Annotated in this window: 14 protein-coding genes; 8 read left to right on the forward strand and 6 right to left on the reverse strand. The window is 61.5% G+C overall.

Translation table 11 applies throughout. The annotated features are described in order from the left end of the window. Nucleotides 1–183: 183 nt before the first annotated feature. The 8 genes from ACOQOQ_RS06095 to ACOQOQ_RS06130 all read left to right on the forward strand — a co-directional run bounded on the left by ACOQOQ_RS06095 (nucleotide 184) and on the right by ACOQOQ_RS06130 (nucleotide 7,747). Nucleotides 184–819 carry a hypothetical protein gene (locus ACOQOQ_RS06095; RefSeq protein WP_420569247.1) on the forward strand — a complete coding sequence of 212 codons (636 nt, stop codon included), beginning with the start codon at nucleotides 184–186 and terminating at the stop codon, nucleotides 817–819. A gap of 47 nt (nucleotides 820–866) precedes the next feature. Continuing rightward, nucleotides 867–1,640, forward strand: coding sequence for a DUF6478 family protein (locus tag ACOQOQ_RS06100; RefSeq protein ID WP_420569248.1), 774 nt, complete (start codon nucleotides 867–869; stop codon nucleotides 1,638–1,640). Between the two features lie 10 nt (nucleotides 1,641–1,650). Beyond that, nucleotides 1,651–2,022: a hypothetical protein gene (locus ACOQOQ_RS06105; protein ID WP_420569249.1), complete on the forward strand. Its 372-nt coding sequence runs from the start codon at nucleotides 1,651–1,653 to the stop codon at nucleotides 2,020–2,022. A gap of 53 nt (nucleotides 2,023–2,075) precedes the next feature. Further along, nucleotides 2,076–2,369 carry a hypothetical protein gene (locus ACOQOQ_RS06110; protein WP_420569250.1) on the forward strand — a complete coding sequence of 98 codons (294 nt, stop codon included), beginning with the start codon at nucleotides 2,076–2,078 and terminating at the stop codon, nucleotides 2,367–2,369. A gap of 79 nt (nucleotides 2,370–2,448) precedes the next feature. Beyond that, on the forward strand, nucleotides 2,449–4,467 hold the full coding sequence (locus tag ACOQOQ_RS06115) for an FAD-dependent oxidoreductase (RefSeq protein ID WP_420569251.1): 2,019 nt from the start codon (nucleotides 2,449–2,451) through the stop codon (nucleotides 4,465–4,467). 63 nt (nucleotides 4,468–4,530) lie between these two features. Beyond that, entirely contained in the window at nucleotides 4,531–5,445 is a 915-nt protein-coding gene (locus ACOQOQ_RS06120) for an AEC family transporter (protein ID WP_420569252.1), read from the forward strand. A gap of 137 nt (nucleotides 5,446–5,582) precedes the next feature. Further along, the gene (locus ACOQOQ_RS06125; protein WP_420569253.1) at nucleotides 5,583–6,488 is read left to right on the forward strand and encodes a LysR family transcriptional regulator; all 906 of its coding nucleotides are present in this window, start codon (nucleotides 5,583–5,585) and stop codon (nucleotides 6,486–6,488) included. 122 nt (nucleotides 6,489–6,610) lie between these two features. Next, nucleotides 6,611–7,747 (forward strand): acyl-CoA dehydrogenase family protein, encoded by a 1,137-nt coding sequence (locus ACOQOQ_RS06130; RefSeq protein ID WP_420569254.1) that lies wholly within the window; start codon nucleotides 6,611–6,613, stop codon nucleotides 7,745–7,747. On the opposite strand, the gene ACOQOQ_RS06135 is transcribed toward ACOQOQ_RS06130, so the two are convergent. The 6 genes from ACOQOQ_RS06135 to ACOQOQ_RS06160 form a co-directional block, all read right to left on the reverse strand. Continuing rightward, on the reverse strand, nucleotides 7,744–8,643 hold the full coding sequence (locus ACOQOQ_RS06135) for a transglutaminase family protein (protein ID WP_420569255.1): 900 nt from the start codon (nucleotides 8,641–8,643) through the stop codon (nucleotides 7,744–7,746). The two genes, ACOQOQ_RS06130 and ACOQOQ_RS06135, sit on opposite strands and share 4 nt — an antisense overlap. 8 nt (nucleotides 8,644–8,651) lie before the next feature. Next, nucleotides 8,652–11,051 (reverse strand): circularly permuted type 2 ATP-grasp protein, encoded by a 2,400-nt coding sequence (locus ACOQOQ_RS06140; protein WP_420569256.1) that lies wholly within the window; start codon nucleotides 11,049–11,051, stop codon nucleotides 8,652–8,654. A 3-nt stretch (nucleotides 11,052–11,054) separates the two neighbouring features. Further along, nucleotides 11,055–14,462 (reverse strand): DUF2126 domain-containing protein, encoded by a 3,408-nt coding sequence (locus ACOQOQ_RS06145; RefSeq protein ID WP_420569257.1) that lies wholly within the window; start codon nucleotides 14,460–14,462, stop codon nucleotides 11,055–11,057. A 114-nt stretch (nucleotides 14,463–14,576) separates the two neighbouring features. Further along, complete coding sequence (gene ureG / locus ACOQOQ_RS06150; RefSeq protein ID WP_420569258.1) at nucleotides 14,577–15,200, reverse strand: urease accessory protein UreG; 624 nt, start codon at nucleotides 15,198–15,200, stop codon at nucleotides 14,577–14,579. After that, the gene (locus tag ACOQOQ_RS06155) at nucleotides 15,197–15,835 is read right to left on the reverse strand and encodes an urease accessory protein UreF (protein WP_420569738.1); all 639 of its coding nucleotides are present in this window, start codon (nucleotides 15,833–15,835) and stop codon (nucleotides 15,197–15,199) included. Before ACOQOQ_RS06155 ends, ureG begins: the two co-directional genes overlap by 4 nt. Next, entirely contained in the window at nucleotides 15,825–16,307 is a 483-nt protein-coding gene (locus tag ACOQOQ_RS06160; protein WP_420569259.1) for an urease accessory protein UreE, read from the reverse strand. Before ACOQOQ_RS06160 ends, ACOQOQ_RS06155 begins: the two co-directional genes overlap by 11 nt. Nucleotides 16,308–16,480 lie beyond the last annotated feature (173 nt).

The following is a 16,480-nucleotide window of genomic DNA, read 5'->3' on the forward strand; positions in this document are numbered from 1 at the left end:
GATAAGCCGGACCGGCCCGAATTGCAATCAGCGCCGCCCTGTAGATGCGTGGCTTTGGGTGATTTTCTGACCTTGGCGGGGCCTTGTACGCTCACAAGAATTCACGCAGGCATCAGAACCCGTGGCTTGTCGTGACGCGGGGGCTTGGGTATCCCTGTTGGACGACTGGCAACGGAGGCACATATGAACCGGGCATTTCGGACCGCGCTGGTGATCTTGGCCTGCGTGCCGGTGTTGGCCAGTTGCCAGCTGGGCCAGCCCAGTATTTCGACCAGCAATGTCCCGCCGCGCCATGTCTCGTTACTGGAAGGCGCCGTTCAGGTTCCTGCGCCCAGTGGCTATTGTGTGGACCTGAACAGCCTTCAGGATCACCGCAGGGCCGGGTTCGTGCTGATGGCCGGGTGTGACGGGTTGATGGGACTTCCCAGTGGTACGTTAATCGAACCCGCGATCCTGACTGTTGCCGCCTATGTTCCCGATCAGCCGGTACAGCAGTCGTTGGACGTCGCCGCGGCGCTTGACGGCGCAACAGTGCTGGAAAGGCGACAAGTCGGCGGTCTGAATATGGTGCGCGTTCTAAGTTCGGACATGGTTCCTGACGATAGCGCGCCGGAACACTGGCGTGGTGCCATGGTCGTGAACGAGGCCGTCCTGACCTTGGCCGTCTATGGAAATGGGGCGATTACCAACAGCGCGGGCGCCGAGCTGTTGCAGGTTCTGGCGCGCCAGATCACGCAGGCCAGCGGCAAGGGCACCCCCCAACCCGACCCCGACACGAAGAAAAAACAGAAAAATCTGTTTCAGCGCATATTTAATTAAGTCGCTCTAGGATATTAGAGTGGAGTGGTTAACCCCAATGAGGTCTCATGCCCTTGTTTAAGTCTCGTCTGTTCAGCGGCCTGATGCACCGCCGTGTCCTGTCTCGCTGGGCCGAGTTGGCGCGCCAGTCAGATCAGGCGGGTCTGCGCCGGTTGCGCCAGCAGCGTACAAGGGCGCGCGAGCTGCGCCAGCACCTGGACCGCGTGATTCACGTTGCTGATAACCGTCTGGCGCTGCCCCTGATCGGCAACACAACGTTTCGCAAGCCGCACGGATCAGACTGGTCCTGGCGGCCGGAACTGTGGCGTGGCCCTTTGCCGGTGCCGGGAATGAGCTCGGTCCAGGATCGTTCGATGCTGGGCTCAGAGGTGACGCTTTTTCACGACTGCCGTTTTTCGGAACTGACCTTGCGCCAACTGCGCAGCCACCGCGAATCCGATCTGGCCCCCTATGGTGTGCGGCTGGACGTGTTCAAGTTTGACGGATCGTTCCTCTCCTTGGTGATCGATCTGCCCCCCGAGGCCGTGCAGGGCCTGACCAAGAATTACCTGATCCGCATGGACACCATCGTCGAGATGGAAAAACCGCTGGAGATTTTTGCCCGTCTGAACATCAAGCACGGGCCGAACACGGATCAGCTGGTGCGCGAACTGCCCTTGCATGAAGAAGAGATCATGGTCGAGTTTGACCTGGCCTATTCACGCCTCAACGAAAAACGGATCGAGCGCGCCTGGATCGACCTTATCTTTGAAGGCCCCGAGATGAACCAGGTGACGATCCGCGATGTCACCTTCAGCCGCCGCCCCCGCGCCGAATTGTAAGAGGACCACCATGAGCGACCTCAAACTGACCAAGACCAGACTTTTCGAAGGCGTTTGGGAAGGTTTCCTGACGACCTCGGGGCGGGTGCAGCCCGAGCTTGAGGTCACGCATCTGAACGAGCCCGTGCTGGGGCTGGAGCTGACCGAGGACACCGAAAACGGCCACTGGATCGTGCGTGTGCCGGTCCCGGTTTCTGCGCTGTCGGACGGGGTTCAGACGTTTCTGATCCGCGACAAGGCATCGGGCGAGGTGTTGGAAAGCTTCTCGATTCTGGCGGGCGAAGCGCTGGGTGACGACATCCGCGCCGAGATTACCCTGCTGCGCGAAGAACTGGACATGCTCAAACGCGCCTTCCGCCGCCATTGCGTGGAAACCATGTAATTTCGTGATTTCCCTCGCCTCTGCTAGACTGACCCCAGACTACGGAGGCACCCATGATCACCGAAATCGTCACCTTCGATCTGCCCGAAGGCATCACTCAGGCTGAATTGATGGAGAAATACAACGCCACGGTTCCCCGCTGGCGTGCCAATCCCGATCTGATCCGCAAGACCTATCTATATTGCGCTGAAAAACGCCAGGGCGGGGGCATTTATTTATGGAAGACCAAAGAGGCCGCGCTGCTGGCCCATGATGCTGACTGGTGCAAGATGGCGCAGGACATGTATGGCAGCGCACCCTGCTTTACCTATTACGACACGCTGTTCATCATCGAGAACGGCGTGTGACCTCGCGCCCCTTACGCTGCGTTGAGCGTGACAAACCAGCCGCGCTTTGCCCAGATGGGTCAAAGCAGGGAGGCACGCTATGACATATACCCACCTTTTGGCTCCGCTGGATCTGGGGCACACCACGCTGAAGAACCGCGTCCTGATGGGCTCGATGCACACAGGGCTTGAGGAAACGGGCGACTGGCCGCGCGTGGCCGAGTTCTATGCGGCTCGCGCGCGTGGCGGAGTCGGGCTGATGGTAACGGGTGGGATCGGTCCGAATCCCGAAGGGTCCGTGGCCTTTGGCGCCTCGATGATGACCAACGAAAAGGACGTCGCCAACCATTCCGTGATCACCAAGGCCGTGCATGACGCGGGCGGCAAGATCGCCATGCAGATCCTGCATGCGGGTCGTTATGCCTATAACCCCAAGTGTGTTGCGCCCTCGCCGGTGAAATCGCCGATCTCGCCCTTTCTGCCGACCGAGCTGGATGAGGACGGGATCGAAAAACAGATCGCCGATTTCGTCACCGCCGCCACGCTGGCGCAGCAGGCGGGCTATGATGGGGTCGAGATCATGGGCTCTGAGGGGTATTTCATCAACCAGTTCATCGTGACCCACACCAACAAACGGACGGATCGCTGGGGCGGGTCCTATGAAAACCGTATCCGCCTGCCGATCGAAATTGTCCGCCGCGTGCGCGAGGCCGTGGGGACGGACTTCATCATTATCTACCGGCTGTCGATGATCGATCTGGTGCCGAACGGGTCCACCTTTGACGAGGTCGTGCAATTGGCGCAGGAAATCGAAAAGGCGGGCGCCAGCATCATCAACACCGGTATCGGCTGGCACGAGGCGCGTATTCCCACTATCGCCACTTCGGTTCCGCGCCGGGCCTTTGCCTGGGTAACGCAGAAGCTGATGGGGCAGGTGGATATTCCGATCATCACCTCGAACCGGATCAACACGCCCGACGTGGCCGAAGAGGTGCTGGCCGAGGGCTGCGCCGATATGGTGTCCATGGCGCGGCCGTTCTTGGCGGATGCTGATTTCGTGGCCAAAGCGCAGCGCGGCGAGGGCGACCTGATCGCGCCCTGCATTGGCTGCAATCAGGCCTGTCTGGATCACACGTTCGGGGGCAAGCTGACCTCGTGTCTGGTGAACCCGTTTGCCTGCCACGAGACCGAGCTGGAAATGGGTGATGAGGCGAAGGGCACTCTGGCGGTGGTCGGCGCTGGGCCTGCGGGTTTGTCCGCCGCCCTGACCGCAGCCGAGCGTGGCTTTGACGTCACCCTGATCGACCGCGCCGAACGGATCGGTGGACAACTGAACATGGCGCGTCAGGTGCCGGGCAAAGAGGAATTCCACGGGCTGGTCGATTGGTACGAACGCATGGTCGCCAAGTCCGGCATCACCGTGCAGCTGGAAACCGACGCGACCGTGGACAGTCTGAAAGGTTTTGATCACGTTATCATAGCCACCGGGGTGGTGCCGCGCGATCCGGGTATTCCAGGGCAGGACGGCGCCAATGTGCTCAGCTATATTGACGTGCTGCGCGATAAGGCCCCCGTGGGGGATCGGGTGGCCGTGATCGGCGCGGGCGGCATCGGATTTGATATCGCCGAATACTTGGTGACGGGCGATAGCCCCACACTGGACCTGCCCGAGTGGATGAAGGAATGGGGCGTTACCGACCCCGAGGATGTCCGCAGCGGTCTGGCCCCCGAAGGCCCTCAGCCCGAGGCTCCGATCCGTCAGGTCACGCTGATGCAGCGCAAGGCCAAGGCGCTGGGCAAAGGACTGGGCAAGACCACCGGTTGGATTCACCGCTCGGCGCTTAAGATGAAGGGCGTCAAGATGCTGGGCGGTGTGAACTATGAACGGATTGACGATCAGGGCCTGCATATCTCGTTCGGAGAAGCGCGCGAAAACCCGCAGCTGATCGAGGCTGATACCATCGTCCTGTGTGCCGGCCAGCTGTCCGAGCGCAGTCTGGCCGACGCGCTGGAGGCCGAGGGCATCCCCTGTCATGTCATCGGTGGCGCAGATGTCGCGGCCGAGTTGGACGCCAAGCGCGCCATCAACCAAGGCACGCGTCTGGCCGCCACACTGTAGCGCGCGGTTTCGCTTGTCTGTGCCCCTCGTGCGGTCCTAGATGTGACGGCGCGAGGGATAAGCATGGTTTTTGTCACGATCCTGTTGGGCTTGATGCCCAGTTTCTTGATGGTCTGCCTGGGTGGGTTGATCCGAAAACGCTTGTCCGTGAACGCTTGGCAGGGCCTGGATCGGCTGAACTTTGAAATTCTGTTCCCGACACTGATTTTTGTTGCAGCCTCCAGCCGTCCGATTGCGGTGGTGGATATCGTCCGTATCGGCCCAGCGGTTTGGGCAATCCTAACTGCATCTTTGTGCATGGGCTATCTGGCCAGACGGTTCGGGCCAAAGCGGTTTACCGACTTCGCCGGGGCCTGGCAAACGGCTTGGCGGTTTAACACGGCACTCGGTTTTGTCGCCGTCGAAACGCTGAGCCTTCATCCGGTCGGCATTCTGGCCGTGGCAGTGGGCATGGCGATCCCGATGGCGAACTTATTTGCTGTAACCGCCCTGTCCCGGGGCAGCGGTAACCTGCGCCAGACCTTGCTGAGGATCGTGACGAACCCGTTTCTGGTCGCGTCCATCTTGGGTGTGATCGTGGGATTGTCTGGCCTGACGATCCCTGCGCCGATCATGGCTCCGCTGGAAATGCTGGCACAGGCGGCGATTCCGGTAGCACTGATTTCTGTTGGCGCGACGATGAACTGGGGGGCGCTGGCGCGCCTTGATCTGTTCAGCGGCATTTTAGTGTCGACCAAGCTGGTGCTGACCCCCGCCCTTGTCGTCACCGTTTGTATCGCGCTGGACGTCGCTCCGGCGCTAGCCGCCACGTTGACTCTGTTTGCGGCTTTGCCCACGGCCTCGGCCGCGCATGTGCTGGCGGCGGGTTTTGGTGCAGACCGGGAATTGTCCGCCACTTTGGTCGCTCAGACTACGCTGTTGGCGGCCGCGACTTTGCCACTGTGGATTACATTGGCCGAGCTACTGTTTACAGCCTGAAACGATTGTTTCCCTGTTTCTGTGCCGCAAACGATCCGTGACAAAACCCCGATATTGTCCGCCCCTTGCCCCAGTCGCGCCCCATTTGGGCGAGATACAGGATGCTAAGAAATTAGGACCTAGGAAGGGGATCGAGCATGGACCGCCTGACCGAAATGGAAGCATTCGCGACAGTTGTCGATCAAGGTGGGTTTACCGACGCCGCCAAAAAGATGGGAATCTCGAAATCAGCGGTTTCGAAACATGTCTCAAGCCTGGAGGCGCGTCTTGGCGCACGTCTGCTGAACCGGACCACGCGCCGCGTGTCCCCCACCGAGATTGGTCTGGCCTACTATGACCGCGCCCGCCGCGTTCTGAATGACGCGGGCGAGGCCGACGCGCTGGTGACCTCGATGCAATCTGCGCCTTCGGGCCTGCTGCGGATCAGCGTTGCCACCGACTTCGGCGTCAATCATCTAAGCCCCGTTCTGGGCGAGTTCCTGGCCGAATTCCCCGACATCACCGTCAACATGGTGCTGAACAACCGCTACGTTGAGCTGATCAGCGAAGGCTTTGACATGGCCATCCGCATCGGCGAGCTGGAGGACAGCACCCTGCGTGCCCGTAAGCTGACAGAAACCTCCAAGCGCATGATCGCCAGCCCGGCCTATTTCGAAAAATATGGCCGTCCGCAGAAAATCGACGATCTGAACGAGCATAAACTGCTGCATTATTCCAGCCAGTCGGCGGGCAACGTGTGGAAAATCACCGCCCCATCGGGTGAAAAACGCCAAGTGCGCACCGCGGGCTGGCTGAGTGTCAACGACGGCCAATCACTGCTGAACGCGGCCAGCTCGGGTTTGGGTATCGCTTATCTGCACTCGTTCCTCTATGCCGACGCCATGGCCGAGGGTCTGGTCGAGGACGCAATCCCCGATCTGCCGACCGAAACCCAAGGCATCTATGCGGTATATCCTCCGGGTCGGTTTACCCAACCCAAGGTTCGCGCCTTCATCGATTTCCTTGTCCACAAGTTCGCCGAAAAAGGCCCGAACGACTGGTAAGCCCCCGAAATTCCTCCCCTCGACTGCGCACCCTTTTTGGGTGCGCTTTTCTTTGGGCGGTTGAAATATTTCAGAATTAATTCCCAGATACTCAGACCCAAGCGAGCACGGGAGGAGAGGGCATGACAATTTTAACCGAAGACCAGCAGATGATTCAGGACATGGCGCGCAGTTTCGCGCAGGATGTGCTGGCCCCGGGTGCCGCTGCGCGGGACAAATCCAAGCAGATCGAGCCCGAAATTCTGGCGCAACTGGGCGAGCTGGGCTTTCTGGGCATGACCGTCCCCGAGGACATGGGCGGCGTGGGTGCAGACTATGTTTCTTATGCTTTGGCGCTGATCGAGGTGGCCGCCGGGGACGGTGCCGTGTCCACGGTGATGAGCGTTCACAACGCACCGTTCAACGCAATCCTGCAGCGCTATGGGTCTGAGTTGCAGCGCGAAAAAGTGCTGCGCCCAGCGACCGCAGGCGCCTTTATCGGGGCCTTTGCCTTGACCGAACCGCATGCGGGATCAGACGCGTCGGCCATCCGCACGCGGGCGCGACGCGACGGGGATGACTATGTGATCAACGGTGAAAAGGCTTTTATCACCTCGGGTCAGATCGGTGGCTGGGTGATTGTTTTCGCCCGGATGGAGGGTCACGAGGGCAAGTCCGGCATCACCGCCTTTTTGGTGCCCACGGACGCCGACGGGTATCACGTCACCTCGGTCGAGGAAAAGCTGGGGCAGCGGTGTTCGGACACCTGCGCGCTGCGGTTCGAGGATCTCCGCGTACCCGCCGAAATGCGGATCGGGGACGAAGGCGAGGGATATCGCATTGCGCTGTCCAGCCTGGAAACCGGGCGGATTGGCATCGCGTCGCAATCGGTGGGGATGGCGCAAGCGGCGCTGGATCATGCGGTGGCGTATGCAAACGAGCGCCAGTCCTTTGGGCAGCCTTTGATGCAGCATCAGGCGGTCGGGTTCCGCCTTGCCGATGCGCGTACACAGCTTGAGGCCGCGCGGCAACTGGTGCTGAACGCCGCCCGGATGAAGGATGCCGGTGTGCCCTGCCTGGCCGAGGCTGCGATGGCCAAGCTTTTCGCCTCGGAAGCGGCCGAGCAGATCATCTCGGCGTCGATCCAAACCCTCGGCGGCTATGGCTACATGCAGGATTTCCCGGTCGAGCGGATCTATCGCGACGCGCGCGTATGCCAGATTTACGAGGGCACCTCGGACATCCAGAAAATGATCATCGCCCGCGGGTTGGCCGGTTAAAGCGCGGGTTCGGCTGCGGCGTCCAGGGGCACGACATCCACGCGGTGGGTGCCCGCCTGTCCACCCGAGGTGCGCAAAACGCCTTTCAGGGGCGCAACATCCGCATAGTCGCGCCCATAGCCCACGACCAGGTGATCTGCGCCGACCATCAGATCGTTGGTTGGGTCATATTCGACCCAGCCAACTTCCTTGCCACACCAGATCCGCACCCAGGCATGCATGGCGTCCGCGCCCTCAAGCCGTTCTTGTCCCTTGGGCGGAAGGGTCCGCAGGAAGCCACTTACATAACCGGCCGGAATGCCCAGAGCACGCAGGCACGAGATCATGATATGGCTGAAGTCCTGGCATACGCCGTGCCGGTTCTCGAATGCTGTCAGCGCAGGGGTGCCCACATCGGTTGCTTCAGCGTCAAAGCGCATTTCGGCGTGCAAGCGCTGCCCAATGGCGAGGACCATCTGCATTACGGTCATTTCCGGGCTAACCGTGTCCTTGGCGAACAACAAAAACGGCTCAGACATCGCAATCCGTGGAGAGGCGACAAGATAGTGCAGCGGCGAATGCGGTGTCAGATCGGTAGAGCTTTGCAGCTCGGTTCGCAGTCCTGCCAGCTTGGGCGACAGATCCAGAGACCGCGCCGGGCGCAAGCGCTCGACCCGCGCCGTCAGCGTGATTTGCAGCGACGAGATGGGCTGGCGAAATGTGATCTCGGTGACGGCATTTCCAAAGAAATCATTGCGGTCCATACGCTCGTCCGGCGCGGGCGAGATATGCACGGACCCAACCACCAATCGCTGCACGTTGGGCAGGGTCAAAGGCAAAACCCGGATCACGTTGCGCGCATTGTCGGTGCTGTTTTGGTACTCATTTTCCAGCACCATCGAAAGATCATAAAGCATCGCGGTCCTCACTGAAAATAGGTTGTACTTAAGCTATTGGAAAGGCGGGCTAAGTCGGCCGACAGGGAAAGCATATGGCCGGGGCCCATCTCGGAGGGGGCACTGATGGCCAGGGCTGTATGCAGTCGCAAGGCCTCGCGCGCCAGGGGCGACATCCGCCCCGGTTCTTCGGCGTTGGGCAGGTCTTTCAACAGCGTGCGCAGGGTTTCCAGCTGGAACCGGATCGAGCGGGGATTGCGGCGGTCCAGCGCCAGAAGGTCGAAAACGCTTTCGACACAGGCATCCCCAAGATAGCGCTGCTGATGGGTGATCGTGCTGTCGCCGATCTCGATCGCGATATCGACGCTGCCTTCGGGGGCGTCGGGGGCGGCAAAGGTCGCCAGTACCGTGGCCATTCCCTGCGCGCGTTCCAGCGCCCGGCCGAATTCCAAAAACCGCCACCCGGTCGAACGGTACATATTGTCCTGCACCAGACCCGAAAACCCCGAGAGCATCCGCAGCAGCGTATCCATGGCGTGCACGCATTCGTGCCCCCCAAGCGTCTGTCCGCTTAGCCTTGCCAGGGTGTGCCGCAAATCGCGCAACGCAATCCAGCCATCGACCGAGAACCTGTCCCGCACTTTCGAGGCACAGTCGGTTGCTCCGTCGATCTGGGCGCGCAGCGCGTCGGGAATGCAGTCTGCTGGATCGACGCCATGTCCGGACAGGAAGTCGTGGATCAGCGCCACGCGCGCATCCAATTCCGAGCCCGTTTCCTCGAGCCTCAGGTGATAAGCGCGCAGCAAGCGGATTGTGGTTTCCGCACGTTCCACATATCGGCCCAGCCAATACAGGTTGTCCGCCGAGCGGCTGGGCAGGGGTGTTTCGGGCCGGCGCTGCATGGTGTTCGCCGGGGCCAGAGATTGCGTGTCCACCGGACTGTCCGACACCACCCAGACGTCGGAAACTGCCCCGCCGCGCTGCGTGGTCAGGGCGGTGGATTCGCCGCTAAGGCCCACACGCGCATAGCCGCCCGGCATGATCGACCAACCGTTTGCGGTGCGGGACATGAACACTCGGACGGTCATGGGGCGCGGTTGCAGCTGGCCCTGTGAATAGACAGGTGTGGTGGACAAGGACACGGCCTCTTGTGCGACCAGCTTGGGGCCCTGGCTTTGAATCCAGTCGGCCAGCGGGCCTTGGGCCGGGTTCTGCAGTTGACCGGCCAGCGCATGGATGCTGCCGGGGTCAAAGGGCAGGCTGGTGGTCAACGCGGGGCCGATGGTCATGCGGTCGGCGTTTTGGGTGACATAGTCTCGTTCAGTCGCGCCACCGCACCACCACGTGGCGATATTGGGCATCAACAGCGGCGTGCCAAAGGCGATCTCGGCGATGCGTGGGATAAAGGCCATCATCGCGCGGGTTTCCAGCACGCCAGAGCCCAGTGCATTGACCATATGCAACCGTCCGGTGCGCAGGGCATTCATCAGACCGGGGGTGCCGATTTGACTGGTTTCGTCCAGATCCAGCGGGTCGGCAAAGCGTGCATCCAGGCGGCGCCACAGCAGGCTGACCGGCTTCAGTCCATCGACCGTGCGGACCATGGCCTGCCCGTCGCTGACTGTCAGGTCCTCGCCCTCAAGCAGCATCAGGCCAAGATAGCGGGCGATATAGACATGTTCGAAATAGGTGTCGGTGCCGGGGCCCGGCGTCAGGATGGCCGAGGCATTGCTCCAGCGATCGCCGCGCCCGCCCAAGGCAGACTGAAACTCGCGAAAGAACCCGGCAAGGCGGTGAACGTTGATGGTATTGAAAAGGCCCGGGAAAACCCGCGAAGTGGCCCGGCGGTTTTCCAACGCGAACCCCGCCCCCGAGGGTGCCTGAGTGCGATCGCCCAGCACGAACCAGCTGCCATCGGGGTTGCGGCCGATCTCAAACGCCAGGTGATGCAGGAAGTACCCGGACTGAGGCGTCACCCCCACCATCGGGCGCAGCCATTCCGGGTTGCGCGCCAAAAGGCCCGCTGGCAGGTGACCGTTCTGAACCAGGGTTTGTTGGCCATAGATGTCAGCGACGATCCGTTCCAGGATGTCCGCTCGTTGGGTCAGGCCTGTGGCGATCTGGTCCCATTCCGATTGCGGCAGCATCACCGGGATATGACTAAGGGGCCAGTCCCGCTCGTCCGGGGTCTGGTCCGAGTAACGGCGGAAATACACCCCCGCATCGCGCAGGTATTGGTTGCCGCGGGCGATGCGTTCGTCAATCTGTTCGGGCGTCAGTTCCTGCAGCCGGTTGATCAGCGGCGTCCAAACCGGACGCATCTGACCCGAGGCATCGAACAGCTCGTCCGCCGTGCTGTCTTGCACGGTGTAATCGGCCAGAATATCAACCTTGGGGGCTAGCCTTCGGGTCGCAGGAGCATCGTCCATGGATCAGACACCTGTTGGGCGCCGCAAATCCAGGGTCATTGGAAACTCGGGGTGCGGCGTTTCGATGGGTGGGACGTAAGAACCTGATGTATGCCCGTTTGCCTGGAACCGTGCAAGCCTGCGGGCCTCGGCCTCGTTTCCGTTGACGGGGAACGTGTCGTAACTGCGCCCGCCGGGATGCGCCACGTGATACACGCACCCCCCGATCGAGCGGTTGGACCACGTGTCATAAATATCAAACGTCAGCGGCGCATTCACGGGCAGCACCGGGTGCAGCGCCTCGGCCGGTTGCCAGGCCTTGAAGCGCACGCCGCCCACAAACGTACCGGATTCCTCGGTCGCCGCCAGGGGGACGCGGCGACCGTTGCAGGTAACCTCATAGCGGTCGGGATTGGGCGTTTGCAGCTTCACCTGCAGCCGTTCGACCGAGCTGTCGGTATAGCGCACGGTGCCGCCAATCGCGCCGGTTTCCCCCAGCACATGCCAAGGTTCCAGCGCCTGTTTCAGTTCCAGTGTGTTGCCTTCATAGGTGACCTCGCCGCAGAAGGGGAAGCGGAACTCGGCCTGCGCCTTGAACCAGTCGGGGTTCATGTCAAAGCCGTGCTCGCCCAGATCTCGCAGCACATCCAGCAAATCCTGCCATAGGAAATGCGGCAGCATATAGCGATCATGCAGCACGGTGCCCCAGCGGACGGGTTTGCCCTTAACCGGGGATCTCCACATGCGGGCGATGATGGCGCGGATCAGCAGTTGCTGCGCCAGGGACATTTTGGCATCCGGCGGCATTTCGAACCCGCGGAATTCGACCAGGCCCAGGCGGCCCGTGGGCCCATCGGGCGAGTAAAGCTTGTCGATGCAGATCTCGGCGCGGTGGGTGTTGCCGGTTACGTCGATCAACATGTTGCGCAGCAATCGGTCCACCAGCCAGGGCGGCGGGGCTGCGCCCTCGTCCGGGTTAGGGATCTGTGACAAGGCGATTTCCAGCTCGTACAGCGTATCGTGGCGCGCTTCATCGATGCGCGGAGCCTGGCTGGTCGGGCCGATGAACAGGCCAGAAAACAGGTAGGACAGGCACGGATGTCGCTGCCAATACAGGATCAGCGATCGCAGCAAATCAGGCCGCCGCAAGAACGGGCTGTCTGCGGGCGTGTCGCCGCCAACAACCACGTGATTGCCGCCGCCGGTGCCAGTGTGGCGGCCATCAATCATGAACTTGTCCGCGCCCAAGCGCGACTGGCGCGCCTCTTCGTAGATCGCTTGCGTGGTCGCGACGCATTCGTCCCAGTCGGCGGCGGGGTGGATGTTCACCTCGATCACACCGGGGTCAGGGGCGACGCGGATCACGTTCAGACGGCTGTCATGCGGGGGGGCGTAGCCTTCGATATGGACGGGCAGGTTCAGCTCGGCCGCGGCGTCCTCGGCAGTAGCCAGAAGCTCCAGATAATCCTCAAGCGATTCAGTGGGCGGCATGAACACGCAAAGCCGCCCGTCACGAGGTTCAACAGCGATTGCAGTGCGGACCTTACCATCTTCGGGGCCGACACCCTGCGCATTGATTTGCTGATGAGAATCGTCCTGCGCGGATTTCTTGGCCCTTTGGGTATGGCCAGGCGTGGTCTCGGGCGTCATCCGCGCTTTTTCCGCATCTTCGTCGGCCAGTCGGTCAATCTCGGACTGAACGGCCGCTTTGCGCGCCTCAGTCGTGGCGTGGAAATCGGGCAGGTCGGATACCGGCACGGTGGGGTCCGGCGGATAGGTATAGGGGTATTGCGAGGCCGGGATGAACGGCAGCGTCCCCAGTGGCAGGCGGAACCCAACGGGGCTGTCTCCGGGGATCAGGAACAGGTGACCGCGCCGGGCCTTCCATACCTCGGACATCCAGCGCGCGGGCTTGTTGGCGCTTTGCCAGCGCTGCACCGGCAGGACATAGCCCGCCGGATCATTCAGGCCGCGGCTGAACACACGGGCCAGGCGCGCGCGTTCCTCGGGGTCTTTGAGTTTCGAGTTCTCGGGAGAGACATTCGAGGGCAGCTGCGCCTCTTTCAAAATCCATTCGCCGGGGTCTTCGAAGGCAGGTTGCGCGCATTCGGGGTCAACGCCCAGCTTGGCGGCGAAGGTTTTCATGAAGTCGCCCGCGTCCTTGGCGGTGGGGGTATTGTCGTCATCCTCGCGCGCGATCAGGTCCGGGTTTTTCCAGACCGGTTTGCCGTCCTTGCGCCAATAGAGCGAGAACGTCCAGCGTGGCAGGCTTTCACCCGGATACCACTTGCCCTGCCCGTAGTGCAGGAACCCACCGGGCGCGAAACGTTTCTGCAAGCGGCGGATCAGATCATCGGCCAGCCCGCGTTTCTGCGGGCCCACGGCGGCGGTGTTCCATTCGTCGCTTTCGAAATCGTCGATCGACACGAAGGTGGGCTCGCCGCCCATGGTCAGGCGTGCGTCACCGTCCTGCAGGCTTTGATCCACCTTTTTGCCCAGCTTCAGCAGACCATCCCATGCGTCATCCGAAAACGGCTTGGTGATGCGCGGATGTTCGGCCACACGTTTGACGGTCATGTCAAAGTTGAAGTCTACCTCGGCAAAGCTGGCCATCCCCGAGATCGGCGCGGCGTTGCGATAATGCGGGGTCGCGGCCAGCGGGATGTGGCTTTCGCCCGCCAGCAGGCCACTGGTCGGGTCCAGACCGATCCAACCGGCGCCGGGGACATAAGCCTCGACCCAGGCATGCAGGTCGGTGAAATCATGATCGGTGCCCGAGGGGCCGTCCAGCGCCTCAAGATCCGGTTTCAGCTGGATCAGATAGCCCGAGACAAACCGTGCAGCGATCCCCATGTGGCGCAGCACCTGCACCAAAAGCCAACTGGAATCGCGGCACGAGCCTGAACCGATTTCCAGCGTTTCGTCGGGGGTTTGTACGCCGGGCTCCAAACGGATGGTATAATCCACCTTGTTCGAGACCATCTGGTTCAGCAGCACCAGCTTGTCCACGATTTGCTGCTTGTCGCGGGGGATCGTCTCCATGAAGGCGTCGAAATGATGGCCCGTGTGGATCGGTTTCAGATAGATCGACAGATCCTCATCGAAATCCAGCGGGTAGTCGAACGGCCAATGTTCCGCGCTGTCCTCGACGAAGAAATCGAAGGGGTTATAGACGGACATGTCGGCGGTCAGATCGACCTCGATCTTGAACTCGGTGACAGGTTCGGGGAACACAAACCGCGCCAGCCAGTTGCCATACGGATCCTGCTGATGGTTCACGAAATGCGGCTCGGGTCCGACCTTCAAAGAGTGCGAAATCACACGCGTGCGCCCATGCGGGGCGGGGCGCAGCCGGATGATCTGAGGGGCCAGAGTGACAGGCCGGTCGTATTTGTAATGGGTGAGGTGGTGAATGCTTGCGATAATGGCCATTGGGCGCCCGTCAGTTAGTGCTCGCTTAACTATGAAACAGCACGCAGGCGGGGTCCGGCGGAAACGCCTTTTTTCTGCGCATCCACTGGGCTTTCTTAGGCGAGTGCTGAAAAATCAGGCGGCCTCGACCAGCCCGCCGATCTCTTCGATAAGCGAGACAATCTGATCCACGCCCTTGCCATGACGCAGGGACGCAAAGACAAAGGGTTTGCCCGCCCGCATCCGGGTGGCGTCACGCTCCATCACGTCCAGGGACGCCCCGACATACGGGGCCAGATCGGTCTTGTTGATGATCAGAACGTCGGATTTGGTGATAGCGGGGCCGCCCTTACGGGGGATTTCCTCGCCTGCGGCCACGTCGATAACATACAGGGTCAGATCGGCCAGTTCGGGGCTGAAGGTGGCCGACAGATTGTCGCCGCCGCTTTCGATCAGCACGATTTCCACCTCGGGGTGGCGCTGTCGCATCTCGTCCACGGCCGCCAGGTTGATCGAGGCATCCTCTCGGATCGCGGTATGCGGGCAGCCGCCGGTTTCAACGCCGATGATCCTGTCTTGCGGCAGGACTTGCAGCCGCATCAGCGCCTCGGCGTCCTCTTGGGTGTAGATGTCATTGGTGATCGCACCGATCGAATACTTGTCGGACAGCGCCTTGCAAAGGTTGGCCGTCAACGTGGTTTTGCCCGCGCCAACGGGGCCACCGATACCGATGCGTAAAGGACCGTGAGGAGAGCTCATGAGCGGAAAAGCCTTGTGTATTGAGTTTCGTGTTTCATCGACGCGATGTCGGCCAGGATGGTTGTGCCGCCCAGGTCGTCAAGTGTCAGGTCGGCGGCTTGGCGAGTGATATCCTCGCACAGTGGTGACAGGGCAGCGATGATCGCCTGCCCCTCGGTCTGGCCCAGCGGCACCAGCCGGATCGCGGCCGAGGTCAGGTTGGACGCGAAACCGTGCAGATACATCGCGCAGGTTTGGGGCAGGGGGATGCCCTGACGCGCGGCGGCATGGCCAAGGGCCACCGGATAGGTCAGGTTGGGCAGCGCCTCGCCCCAGATGGCGGCCGTTGTCCGGCAAAAGGCTGCGCCCTGTTGTTCGGTCTCCAGCAGGCGTTCCGCCGAGGGCGCAAAAGCGCGGGCCAGCGCGTCCACCTCGGCCAGATCCGCACCGCGATAGGCGGCGTGCAGCAGGATCGCATCATTGCGCCCGGTCCCGTGCCGCAGGATGTCCGTCAGCCAATCCTGAAAACTGGCCGCATCGGTGACCTGCCCCGCCTCGATTGCCCATTCCAACCCGTGGCTATAGCTGAACGCCCCCACCGGATAGGCAGGCGACAGCCATTGCGTCAGGGTCAGGAGATGCGAGTCAGTGATCATGGGAATGCGTGTGCAACGTCTTGCCGTGGTCATGCGAATGCGTGCGGCCATGCCCATAGGCCCCGCCCTCGGGCAGGAAGGGTTCCTCAACCTCGGTCACTGTCGCCCCCAGATGGGACAGCATTGCCATGATCACATGATCGCGCAGGATCAGCAGGCGCGTATCCTCGATCTGGCAAGGGGTGTGGCGGTTGCCGATATGCCAGGCCAGTCGGGGCAGGTGGTCTCCCGTCACTTGCAGCAGGTTTTCCGGCGCGGCCAGAACGCGGATATGCGAACCATCCGTCAGCGTGAACGCATCGCCCTGATTCAGGTTCTCGGTATGCTCCAGATCCACCAGAAATGCCGTACCATCGTCTGCGACAAGCCGTTTACGGCGCAAAAAGCGGTCGTCATAGGACAGGGTGACGGTTTTCGCAGCTGTTCCGGCGTCCAGATCGCGGGTGATGGTATGAGCTGTTGTCAGGGCCATGGTTTTTCCCAAAACGATTCAAGTTTTATTAATCAGAATGCCCGAGCCTGAAGCGGACACACAAGAGCCGAGGCTGCCATGCAATCTGAGATACTTCTTCGGGAACTGTCGGAAATTCGCGCCCAGATCGCGCGCCTGCAAGAACGCGAAGCGCATTTGCACGCCACGCTGCG

Origin of the sequence: Thalassovita sp. (genome assembly GCF_965218685.1) — a bacterium.
Lineage (GTDB): Bacteria > Pseudomonadota > Alphaproteobacteria > Rhodobacterales > Rhodobacteraceae > Thalassobius.